Source organism: Mediterraneibacter torques (assembly GCF_044591705.1).
Lineage (GTDB): Bacteria > Bacillota > Clostridia > Lachnospirales > Lachnospiraceae > Mediterraneibacter > Mediterraneibacter torques.
In genome coordinates this window covers 347,663-360,039 of the sequence record NZ_CP172594.1, presented here as the reverse complement: position 1 = coordinate 360,039, position 12,377 = coordinate 347,663, and the positions used below count along the sequence as shown (strand labels likewise).

Genomic DNA, 12,377 nt, shown 5'->3' with positions numbered 1-12,377 from the left:
TGAAAACAGTAAGCTTAAAAGTATTTTCCCGCCTGTACTGCAGGACTTATTCATGCACATGAAAGGAGAGCCTATGGCAGGAAAAGAAAACAGAGAAATTAAAAACAGTGTCTTTGTAGATTTATTCTATGAGGACGAATCAGCAGAAGCGAACGAGATCGCGCTTTTTAATGCAATCCATGATGAGCCGTTGCCGGAAGGAACGAAGATTCGGAAATTCCGTGTAGACAATACGATCTATATGAATTTTCAAAACGATATTTCTTTTGACGCAGGAGGAAAAGTGATCGTATTCGGCGAGCATCCGTCTACGGTCAACGAAAACATGCTCCTTCGGAGTCTGCTATACATCGGGCGTGCATATCCGTCATTTGCTTTTGCTGTAACAGTTACTTCACCTTTGTCATTCATCTCGCTGACTGTGATTGTTCCGTTCTCACTCTCTACTGCTGTAACTTTATACTGTGTAAAGCGTGATTCAACATTCATATCAGATGTGATCGGTTTTGTGAAATCTACAGCCGTATCTGTTCCAACAAGGTAGAACCCTGCAAACGCATGACCCGGTTTAGACGGCTCTTCTACTGTCAGTGTTTCGCCGTCTTTTACTTTATGTCCTGTCCCGTCGATCGTTACCGTCCACTCTTTCGGCTGCGGATCCGGCGTTTCACCGTTTTTCGTGAAATGAGCGATCAAAGATGTATTCATTTCTACAGCAAATGTATATTCCGCATCATCAGATACCTTTTCTCCTGTAAGAATATCATACCATCCTGCAAACTTATACTCTTTATTCGGAGTCGCTGTTACAGTAACGTTCTCGTGCTGCATTACTTTTCCGTCTTTTGCGCTGCTTGTAACTTTTCCGCCCTTCTGAGCCGCAGCATAAACTGTCATTTCTTTTACCTTTTCATTGTCAACATCAAATTCAGATACAGCTACCCAACCGTCATTAGATGTTTTTGCAACGAATTTTACAAACTGAACTTCCTGCTCGTCAAAGTAGAATGTCTTCTTAGATGCATCAGCGGCAAATTCTGTATTTTCGGCAACTTTTACCCATTCGTCACCTTCATTTGCCTTCACATATAAATCAGCTTTTGTCACCTGACCACTTGCATTTCCCTGTCTTGGAGTGAAGGAGAACTGATTGATCGTATATTTCTGACCGAGATTGATCACTCCGCCGATCTCATCAAAACTTCCCTGCGGTTTCAGCTTATCGCTTTTTCCATCTTTCCAATTTGAATGCCAGATTGTATTTGATTTTCCGTCAAATGCATATGTGAAAAGACCTTCTGTTTTACTATCAGCAATATTGGTTTCTGTATCAACAGATACTTTTGTCCATGCCGCTTTATTATACTCATCTTTTGACGAGATCGGATCTGCTGTCTTTACTTCTACATTATCGATCGTGCCGACGATTGAATTCGTCTTTGATCCGATACGCTGAACAGGCAGAAGCAGTGTTGCATTTTTAATCCCCTGTTTTCTGAGCGTATTATCAGTCTGTCTGTTGATGTAAATTCCTGTTGCCTGATATTCTTTTCCGTCTACGATCAACACAGTTTTCAACGTATCTGTCACGATTTCCATATGAACTTTCTCGCCAACCGGAAGTTTATAATCGAAGTAGTAATCATAAAGCTCTCTTCTGAATCCAACTCTTCCGTCATCCATGATGCGGATATCATGTACATAATCTTCTCCGCCCGGTGTATCTGCTTCAAACAGGATCTGTCCTGCTCTTGCTTCTTCAGTTAATGTAACGTCAAATGACAGGGCGTTTCCGACTGCAAGTTTTTCAATCGGTGTCGACGCATAACTTTCGCCGCCTTTCAGTTTCAGCGCGCCGTCAATATCTGCATTCTTTGTCTCTTTGATATCTCTGTTGTTTTCAGACGAATCTTCTTTATTGTCAAAACCGTAAGACATATACTTGCCGTCTTTATCTGCCGTTTCTTCATAGTACGGATTGCTTCCCGGAGCATCTCCCAGTTTCTCCGCTTTTTCTTTTACTGCGGCAAACTCAAGATCTTCACCTTCGCCCCAGCCTTTGCTTGCAAGAATCGGAAGCGCATCTTCAAAACGCTCAAAGTTATCAACTTCTGAGATTCCCTGTGCAGCAGTGTCAATATTATCGTTCCAAATCGCAAACGTACTTCCGAGCATCTGATCAGATCCTGCCGGAATTACTGTTCCGCCCATATTATTCGGAATCCAATTTTTGTAAAGGTCTTCTGTTCTCAGATAATCGCCATATCCTCCTCTGCTTCCGCTTCCATTCGGAACCATATAGAGAGAACCGTCCAGTGTATTGATAAGATCAAATCCATCGTTGTACATCTGTTTCGGATTGGAGTATCCTGTATTCCATACGTTCAACTGTACATTTTCGCTTTTTACCGGAACTGTTCCGTCTCCGTCAATCTGCGTCAAACTTCCCCACATACGGACTGTACGGTCTTTACCTTGAATATATTTGATCATATCATCGGAGAAATGACGGAAAGCATTCTCTTCACCATAATATTCATCTGTTCCGATATGTACTGTCATACTGTCGTCGAACATATTGTCTGTCAGATATTCATCCCACACACCCTGAACAAATGAAAGGCTCTTACCATACTGACTGTCTTTGGAATTCACATCACCGCTTAAGTCAAACTGCTCGCCTGCACGTTTTGCATTTCCGTTGACAGCTTGATTCTGCGGAAGCATCAGATCAGGACGAACTTTTGTAAATGCACCCGAATGTCCCGGAGCATCAATTTCCGGCACAATACTTACTCCCTGCGCTTCAGACTCTTCGATAAAGTTTCTAAAGTCTTCCTTTGTATAGAAAAGGTCTTCGTTAGTCAGATCTTTTTTATTTTCTCCGCCTGCCTTAATATCGGACTCAAGACGGAATCCTGTATACGCCCTTTCTCGAGCGACTTCTGCGCTTTCAAAATTCTCATAGAAGATCAAGTTATCATTCAAATGAACCTGAAAATCATTCATCTTGTAGTATGCCATAGCGTCTACAAAATCTTCCAATGACTCAAGAGATGCCGGTTTACGGGCAACATCCAAGCTAAAGCTTCTTACTTTGAACTTCGGATAGTCTTTTGTAATACCTTTCGGAATCTCACCGTTATTCAGTTTCACGATCTGAAGAATGGAACGTGTCGACCAGTAAGCTCCCTGCGCCTGCTCAGCCTTTACATTTACTTTATCGTCCATCTCCATGATATAGCCTTCTTCACCGAGTCCGTTTTTATCATCTTTTGTAAAGACGATATCGCCTGCATCTTCTCCGCTGTCTGCAACCTGAAGATCAACGCCGTACTCTGCTTTATAATCTGCTGCAAGAGCTTCTGCCGCTGCCTTAAACGCGGCGTCTTTATAAACGATCTTTGTGCCTTCACCGATCTTAACAGATCCGGCCTCTGTTCCGCCATACCACTCTGCCAGTTCCGGAATTACAACCGGTTTCGCATTTGTTCCAGCGTTATCATATTTACCCGGAATCGTAACTGTATGTTCTCTTGCGCCTTCTGCTGTCTCTTCACCTTTTGTTACTTTGTAAATTCCCTTTACAGTTGTCTCTCTAAGCGGCTGATAGATCTTGCCGTCTCTTCCGACAACCTGTTCGTAATCTGCGAGGAACTCTACAGTAACTCCTTCCGGCACATCCTGCCACTCTAATCCGGTTTTGTCCGCCTTTACAGTCGGAGCTGCCAGCTTGTCCGCAATCTGTTTTGCTGTTGCATTCTCATCGATGACGCCTGACTCCGGCTTCATCGCATATGCGCCGAATTCTGCCACAGAAACATTATACCAAGTTCCTGTCGCAGCGCCGTACTCCGTTACGTTTAATTTCAGTTCTTTTGCCCATACAGGTTTGTCTAACTTGATAATCTGCTCGGCTTTTGTAACCTGCTCGCTGTTTGTATGAACTACAGTAAATTCGCCGCCTTCTTTTTCTGCCGATTCAATCGTATATTTCTTCGGAGTAGGAACTCCGCTTGCCGGCATTTCCCAGTCGATCTTCACATATTCTACCCACTGCGCTGCCGGAAGCTTCACAGTCAGCGTACGGGCTGTCGTTCCTTTTCCATCGCTTTCTGTTGCCCAGCGTGTTGTTAAATCTCCGTCAATCGCTTTTGCCGGACCTTGTTTTCCCGGCTCGCTTTGAACCTCTTCAAAATTGCTTGCTTCTGCTGTTCCTTCCAGACAGTAGTTTTCATCCGGGAGAACCGTATCAGGAATCTCATTTGCATAGATCTGGAAGTCATAAAGAGAAACTGATCGCCAATTTGTCTGATCATCTGCCGCATTCGCCGTATATCCGTCAATATATAAACGTACATAACGTGCTGTTTTTGCCTCTGGCAAATGAATATTTTCATTTATATGAGAAATATGACTTGCTCCTGTTTTTGTATAGACGTCTTCCCATGAATTATCTTCGCCTGTCTGTGAAATCTGGATTTTATAACCGGTAATATTTCTTCTTTCCCATGCAAGAACAAACGACTGGAATGTTTTTGCTTCTTTCAAATCAATCTTCAGCCACTTTGCATCTGCATCTCCGCCTACGTTCGTTGCCCAACGGGACTGATCTCTTTTTGCTGCAGTTCTGTTAACAATACCGTCAACAGCTTTATCCGCGCCCCAATAGTCTGTTTCTTTATCGTTGACTGTTGCTGTTGAACCAATCGCCAGATTTTTCACTTCATCTGCCGCCTCAACACTTAGAGGTGCAAGCGGAGCTGCCAATCCGAAGACCATTACTCCGGCAAGCGCTCCCGCGCCGGCGCGCGTTAACTTTTTCATTTTCCTTCCCATTTTTTACCTCTCTGCTTTCTTAAAATTTTTAACGAGAGAAAACACGTTTTCGTACTTCTCTCGTTACTTCTGCTAATAAACTTCCAGTAAAAAGTTTATATCCTGATTTAGTCAGAGTCGATATAAAAAACCAACTCGCCTCTAGCGACTCTCTCATTATTATAGTTTTTTTCATCATAAAACTCAATATTTTTTATCACTACATAATTTTTCCCTTAAATGAAAAACTAAATTCCACCATCATGCTGAATTTAGTCTTACTCTCTTCTTCTATATCCTATATTATTTTAGTACCTTCTATCCGCAGTAGAAAAGAGGTACTTATGTGTAAATCTATCCCTGGAAATCAAAAGCATATGACAATGGATCAGCGTATTATAATTGAAAAAAGGTTGGATCAAGGAAACTCCCTCCATAGCATTGCGCTACAGTTAGGAAAAGATCCAACCACTATCTCCAAAGAAATTAAAAAGCACCGCACTATTCAGGAACATAGCCACTTCAATGAATCAAAAAATAAATGTGCTCTAATAAAAGACTGCAAAAAAAAGAATATCTGTGAAATCTATGCTCCGATATGCAAAAGAATGTGTAAACTCTGCAACCACTGTAATTCCCATTGCGATGATTTCATTCCTCGCAGTTATCATTGTTCCAAACTAGATAAAGCTCCCTTTGTATGCAATGCTTGCAGTAAAAAAAGCGGATGCCGTTTGGATAAGGCTTATTATAGAGCCACGATTGCTCACAGGGAATATCGAACCGTTCTGATTGAATCGCGAACTGGTATCAACATTTCTCCTGAAGATTTGATAAGGCTGGATGAACTGGTTTCCCCACTGATTATGCAGGGGCAGTCCCCTTACATGATCCTACAGAATCATCCGGAGATCCCTTACTCAGAAAAAACGCTTTACAATTACATTGAATCCGGAGCTTTGAGTGTTAAAAATATCGATCTGCCTAAAAAAGTAAAATATAAGCTCCGTTCTTCCGGCTCTTCTGAATTAGTTGATAAAACAATCTATGAAGGTCGTACTTACAAAGACTTTCAGGCATTTTTAAAAGAGTTCCCGGATACAAGAGTTACTGAAATGGATACCGTTCTCGGCTGTGAAGGTTCCCACAAGGTGTTACTCACTTTCCACTTTTCCGAATGTTCTTTTATGATGGCGTATCTTCTTGACAGCAAAGAATCCGATCATATAAAAAATGTATTTGACTCCATTGAGCATGCGATTGGAACCTTTTCTTTTGCCTCTGCTTTTTCGCTGATTTTAACGGACAGAGGCGGTGAATTTCAGATTCCGGATGCATTGGAATGTGGTGAAGACAACCTGATTCGGACAAGTATTTATTATTGTGATCCGATGTGTTCCTGGCAAAAGCCGCATTGTGAAAAGAACCATGAATATATCCGAAAAATATGCCCGAAAGGAACATCCTTTGACGATTACTCGCAAAAAGAGATCAATCTGATGATGAGCCATATCAACAGTACTCCAAGACAAAGCCTTGGTGGATTGTCGCCTATGGCTCTTGCAAAAATCATGCTCCCACATGAACTTTTAAATTTTTTTGCTCTCACTGAAATACCGGCAGATGAGATCGTATTAACGCCTGCATTATTGAAAAAATAAAACCAGATAATAAAACAAATCTGCGGATAAAGGCTCCATATCACACATACCAGACAAGTGGAATTTAGTCTTACAGAGCAGATTCCAGTTGTCTCATTAGCATACATTTTTATTGCAGAAAAGCATTTATTATCTGGTTAAATTCCACTTTAAAGGATTTGACACAATTCGTCAAACCCTAAAATATCGAATTTAGTCTTCTGTATGGAATTTACTTTTACATATGGAATTTACTTATTCACTCAACCCTACATAATTTTTTTGTGATTTTTAACAATATTTCCTTTTTCATCCTATGAAAACAGCCTTTCCGGGCGCATCTTCTCTTCAAAAATTTGTCAATTTTACTATTTTTACTTTTTTACACATGTGTTTCATATTCACATACTTTAAAACAAATAAGCGATCGCCAAGTTTCTGGGCATATCCGGACTTTCATCCGGTTTCTATAAGCTTCCTATAAAACAAACGAGACAGCACATACTATGATATGCTGTCTCGCTGTATATTACTTTAATTATGCAAGTTTCATCGGATTAACCTTCACGCCAGGTCCCATTGTAGATGTAAGAGTAATGCTCTTCAAATACTGTCCTTTAACCGCTGACGGTCTTGCCTTATTGATTGCATCGATAAGCGTCTGGAAGTTGTCCGCTAACTGTTCCTCTGTAAAGGATGCTTTACCGATCGGAACATGGATAATGTTTGTTTTGTCAAGTCTGTACTCGATCTTACCGGCTTTGATGTCGTTGATCGCTTTTGTCACGTCCATCGTAACTGTTCCGGCTTTCGGGTTCGGCATAAGACCTTTCGGTCCAAGTACACGTCCGAGACGTCCTACAACACCCATCATATCCGGTGTAGCTACAACTACGTCAAAGTCAAGCCATCCTTCGTTCTGGATCTTCGGAATAAGCTCGTCTCCTCCTACAAAATCAGCTCCTGCTGCTTTTGCTTCTTCTGCCTTTGCGTCTTTTGCAAATACAAGAATGCGAACTTTTTTACCTGTTCCGTGCGGAAGAACAACCGCGCCGCGGATCTGCTGATCTGCATGACGTCCGTCACAACCTGTTCTGATGTGAGCCTCGATTGTCTCGTCAAACTTTGCTGTTGCTGCTTTTTTCACTAATGCTACCGCTTCTTCTTTTTCGTAGAGGTTTCCTCTCTCGATCAGTTTTGCAGCTTCGATATATTTCTTTCCTCGTTTCATTTTACAATAACCTCCTTGTGGTATTTGCGGGAACGTGCCCCTCCCACTTCTTTCAAATCACTTGATGTTTGTTTCAATGCATCACGGATGTTTACATTCTGCCCTTCAAAACCGATTCATCCTCACCGCGCTTTGAATATGCAGACGAAACTCTGTGCCTACTCTTCTACTACTACACCCATAGAACGGCATGTTCCTGCTACCATACTCATAGCAGACTCAACTGTTGCCGCATTAAGATCCGGCATTTTCAGTTCCGCGATCTCCTGAAGCTGAGCTTTTGTGATCGTCGCAACTTTATTTTTGTTCGGTACGCCTGATCCGGACTGGATCTTGCAAGCTTTTTTAATCAAAACTGCTGCCGGCGGTGTCTTTGTAACGAAGCTGAAACTTCTGTCATTGTATACTGTGATGACAACCGGAATGATCAGATCGCCCTGATCTGCTGTTCTTGCGTTGAACTGTTTTGTAAATTCAACGATATTAACGCCGTGCTGTCCAAGAGCCGGACCAACCGGCGGTGCCGGAGTTGCCTTGCCGGCAGGAATCTGCAATTTGATATAACCTTCTACTTTTTTTGCCATTTCAATTACCTCCTTGTGGTATTGTCGGGGACAAGCCCCTCCCACTTACTTTTAATCCATTTTTTTCACTTCTGAAAAACTAAGTTCAACCGGTGTGTCACGGCCGAACAGCTCAACATTGATCGACAGACTCTTCTTCTGTTCGTTCATGCTCTGCACAGTTCCCACTGTGCCTTCCCATGCTCCGCTAAGTACGACAACCATGTCGCCGACTCCGAAATTCACGATAACATTATCTCTCTGGATGCCGAGATTTTCCATCTCATGCTCCTCGAGTGGAACCGGTTTTGATCCCGGTCCGACAAAGCCTGTCACTCCGCGAGTATTTCTGACTACATACCATGTATCGTCATTCATGACCATATGGATCATCACATACCCCGGAAACATCTTGCGCTGAACCGCTTTTTGAACACCGTTTCTCAACTCTGTCGCTTCTTCCATAGGAACGCGTACTTCAAGAATCTGATCTTCAAGATGACGGTTCTCGATCGCCTTATCAATATTCGCTTTCACTTTGTTTTCATACCCTGAATAAGTATGAACTACATACCATTTTGCTTCTGACATAAAATCACCTTTCCGCTGCGGTCAACTATTTTATCAATAAGTCAATACCGTATCTTAGGATTACGTCGATCACCGCGATCAACGCTCCGAGGATTACGGAAACAGCAACAACTGCCGTGGTCTGTCTTGCAAGTGTTTTCTTATCCGGCCAAATAACCTTTTTGAATTCCGCTTGAAGTCCTTTGAACCAGCTCTTTTTCTGAGTCTTTTCTGTTTCACTCATAATTCCACTTCCCCCTGACGACTACTTCGTTTCTTTGTGCAGTGTGTGTGATTTGCAGAATCTGCAGTATTTTTTAGTTTCCATGCGATCCGGATGAGCTTTCTTATCCTTCGTCATGTTGTAGTTACGGTTTTTACATTCCGTACACTCCAATGTAATTCTTGTGCGCACAACTTCCACCTCCGCTTTAATTATTCACTACTTGTTGCTGACGGCTGCGACCCCGTCAAAATTTAGGCATAAAAAAAAGACCTACTTCCATTCGCCGTAGTATTGTACCACGAAAAACGGAAGTAAGTCAAGATGTTTATTAAATTCCATTCATTTCTACATGAAATATATGAATTATCTCTGTTTTTGTTCCAGTCTTTTATATACACTCTCTCTAAACAGCGTATATACAACCGACACTAACGGAATAAAGATCAGCATCCCCACAACGCCCATCAAACTGCCGCCGATCGTTACTGCCGCAAGCACCCATATGGAAGGCAGACCGACCGAATTTCCCACAACTTTCGGATAAATGAGATTTCCCTCAATCTGTTGAAGCACGAGAAACATAATGACAAAAAACAATGCCTGCAGCGGATCGACCATCAAAATGAGGAACGCTCCTACAACACAGCCGATAAAAGCCCCAAATATCGGAATAAGCGCTGTAAATGCCACGAGCACACCGACCAGAAGCGCATACGGCATCTTGAAAAGGCTCATCGCCACAAAAAACATCGACCCGAGAATAAGCGCCTCAAGACATTGTCCCGTCAAAAAATTAGAAAATGTTTTGGAAGTCAGTGTACACACTTTCAGACATCTTTTTTCCCATTTTTCTTTCAAAAACGCATGCATCACTTTTTTTACCTGCACGCCGAGTTTCTCTTTTTGAAGCAAAATATAACATGCAAATACAAACGCGATTACAAATGTTGTCACACCGTTTACGATAGAACCGATCGCATATACCGTAGAATTCAGCACGTTTCCGGCGCCGTTTCTAAAGAAAGCGATCACGCTGTCCAAAAGCTTATCCAAATCTACGTCCAGATTATTCAGCCACGCGCGTATTTCACTGTTGTCTGTAAATAACTCTTCCAGAAAATGCTGTGCCTCCGGTACAAATGCCTGTATTGTCTTTCCAAGCGAAAGCACTGTCTGCGCCAGCTCCGGAATAACGACGAACATCACCAGAACGACAACTCCGATCACTGCCACGATCGTAAGCACAAGACTCAACGGCCGAGCCAGCCTTTTCGCCAGTTTCTTTTCTTTTACCCGCTTATTTCCAAACAAAGTTTCTTCAAAAAAACTCATTGGCACGTTCAGCACAAAAGCGATTCCTCCGCCTATAAGAAATGGAGTAACAATGCCGAACGCAAAGCCGATCCACTCAAACAGCAGTTTATAGTTCCAAAGTGCAATGAGAAGAATGATCGTAAAAACGATCAATTCTCTCATCTTTTTCATATTTTCTTTATTCAAATCCATATATTTTTAATTCCCGATCTCTATTTTTACCCGCGAAATCGTAATGCTTATTCTGTCAGCCCCTGATCTTCGATCACCTTCACAACGCTGTTTACATACTTTTCGCATATTTCATCAGTTGCCGCTTCGACCATTACACGGATCACAGGCTCTGTACCGCTTTCGCGAACAAGGATACGTCCGTCGCTTCCAAGCTCGTCAGCCGCTTTTTGAACTGCTTCCTGAACTGCCGGATTTTCTCTCGCCGTCTTTTTATCTGTGACACGGACATTTTTCAAAAGCTGAGGATAGATCTTCACCTCTCCCGCAAGTGTGCCGAGAGACTGTTTTTTCTCAAGGATTACTTCCATAATCAAAAGTGAGGTAAGGATGCCGTCGCCTGTTCTTGCATGTTTACTGAAAATGATATGGCCTGACTGCTCACCGCCGAGAATATAACCGTTTTTCAGCATATTCTCATAGACGTACTTATCGCCGACCGCCGTCTGCTCATATTTCATACCGATCTTATCACACGCTTTGTACAGTCCCAAGTTAGACATTACCGTTGTTACGATCGTGTTCCCCTCAAGACGGCCCTGTTCCATAAGATATTTTCCGCATATATAGAGAATCAAGTCTCCGTCTATCACTTTTCCGTTTTCATCTACAGCAATACATCTGTCTGCATCTCCGTCATAAGCGAATCCGACGTCAAGCTTTTTCTCTTTCACAAATTCCTGAAGAACGTGAATATGTGTAGATCCGCAGTCTGTATTGATGTTCGTACCATCCGGTTCATTATTGATAACATATGTTTTAGCTCCGAGCGCGTCAAATACGCTTTTCGCGATTGCAGATGAACTTCCGTTAGAACAATCCAATCCGACTCTCATATCTTTGAAAGAACGTGTTGCTACTGAGATAAGATGGCCGATATAACGGTTTCTTCCCGCTGCATAATCGACAGTACGTCCGATCTTTTCTTTTGTCGCCAGCGGAAGCTCTCCGATCTCACCGTCTATATACGCCTCAATCTTTTCTTCTACTTCTGCCTCTAATTTATGTCCTGCGCTGTTGATCACTTTGATCCCGTTATCATAAAACGGATTATGACTTGCAGAAATCATAATACCGCAGTCGAAATCTTCCGTTCTCACCACATATGAAACACTGGGGGTTGTCGTAACATGAAGAAGGTACGCATCCGCGCCTGACGCTGTCAATCCCGCCGCAAGAGCATACTCAAACATATAGCTGCTTCTTCTCGTATCTTTTCCGATCACGATCCTTGCCTTATGATCCTGTCCGAAATACCAGCCGAGATAACGTCCTACCTTAAATGCATGCTCTACTGTCAGCACAACATTCGCCTCACCACGAAAGCCGTCCGTTCCAAAATATTTTCCCATAATGATTATCCTCTTTGTTCTTTTATAATATTTATGCTGCAAAAGAATCTTCTACTCTCTTTTGTGACATAAACACATTATATTACCATTACGAAAAAGTTACAAGTATTTCTTATATGTTACATTTTTCTTTTTCCGCACAAGCGCTTAGTTCGATTCCGCTTCGCTACATCTCACTACCGTGCATCTCGCTTCGTCCGCACAAGCGCTTAGTTCGATTCTGCTTCGCTACATCTCACTACCGTGCATCTCGCTTCGTCCGCACAAGCGCTTAGTTCGATTCTGCTTCGCTACATCTCACTACCGTGCGTCTCGATTCGTCCGCACAAGCGCTTAGTTCGATTCCGCTTCGCTACATCTCACTACCGTGCGTCGCACGGTATATACAAAAAAAGGATTCGATATGAGTAAACTCATATCGAATCCTCTTTT

General features: G+C 42.4%; 9 protein-coding genes and 1 pseudogene. 2 read left to right on the top strand and 8 right to left on the bottom strand.

The annotated features are described in order from the left end of the window. Positions 1-52 precede the first annotated feature (52 nt). Positions 53-364: pseudogene (locus ACH9UM_RS01635) on the top strand (hypothetical protein); the annotation flags it as partial. Here the strand turns inward: ACH9UM_RS01635 and ACH9UM_RS01630 are convergent. Then, entirely contained in the window at positions 250-4,827 is a 4,578-nt protein-coding gene (locus tag ACH9UM_RS01630) for a discoidin domain-containing protein (protein WP_400091769.1), read from the bottom strand. The pseudogene ACH9UM_RS01635 and the gene ACH9UM_RS01630 overlap by 115 nt on opposite strands. A gap of 335 nt (positions 4,828-5,162) precedes the next feature. On the opposite strand from ACH9UM_RS01630, the gene ACH9UM_RS01625 reads away from it, so the two are divergent. Continuing rightward, a complete protein-coding gene (locus tag ACH9UM_RS01625) occupies positions 5,163-6,479 on the top strand; it encodes an IS30 family transposase (RefSeq protein WP_004845211.1) in 1,317 nt (438 codons plus the stop codon). A 517-nt stretch (positions 6,480-6,996) separates the two neighbouring features. Here ACH9UM_RS01625 and rplA read toward each other — a convergent pair. The 7 genes from rplA to glmM form a co-directional block, all read right to left on the bottom strand. Next, complete coding sequence (gene rplA, locus ACH9UM_RS01620) at positions 6,997-7,689, bottom strand: 50S ribosomal protein L1 (protein WP_004844919.1); 693 nt, start codon at positions 7,687-7,689, stop codon at positions 6,997-6,999. A gap of 158 nt (positions 7,690-7,847) precedes the next feature. Beyond that, positions 7,848-8,273 carry a 50S ribosomal protein L11 gene (gene rplK / locus ACH9UM_RS01615; protein WP_004844918.1) on the bottom strand — a complete coding sequence of 142 codons (426 nt, stop codon included), beginning with the start codon at positions 8,271-8,273 and terminating at the stop codon, positions 7,848-7,850. A gap of 51 nt (positions 8,274-8,324) precedes the next feature. Continuing rightward, entirely contained in the window at positions 8,325-8,843 is a 519-nt protein-coding gene (nusG, locus tag ACH9UM_RS01610; RefSeq protein WP_004844917.1) for a transcription termination/antitermination protein NusG, read from the bottom strand. Between the two features lie 25 nt (positions 8,844-8,868). Next, the gene (gene secE / locus ACH9UM_RS01605; RefSeq protein ID WP_004844916.1) at positions 8,869-9,066 is read right to left on the bottom strand and encodes a preprotein translocase subunit SecE; all 198 of its coding nucleotides are present in this window, start codon (positions 9,064-9,066) and stop codon (positions 8,869-8,871) included. A gap of 21 nt (positions 9,067-9,087) precedes the next feature. Then, entirely contained in the window at positions 9,088-9,237 is a 150-nt protein-coding gene (gene rpmG, locus ACH9UM_RS01600; RefSeq protein WP_009321242.1) for a 50S ribosomal protein L33, read from the bottom strand. A 174-nt stretch (positions 9,238-9,411) separates the two neighbouring features. Further along, positions 9,412-10,554 (bottom strand): AI-2E family transporter, encoded by a 1,143-nt coding sequence (locus tag ACH9UM_RS01595; RefSeq protein WP_004844914.1) that lies wholly within the window; start codon positions 10,552-10,554, stop codon positions 9,412-9,414. Positions 10,555-10,601: 47 nt separating this feature from the next. Further along, a complete protein-coding gene (gene glmM / locus ACH9UM_RS01590; RefSeq protein ID WP_004844913.1) occupies positions 10,602-11,945 on the bottom strand; it encodes a phosphoglucosamine mutase in 1,344 nt (447 codons plus the stop codon). Positions 11,946-12,377: the final 432 nt, after the last annotated feature.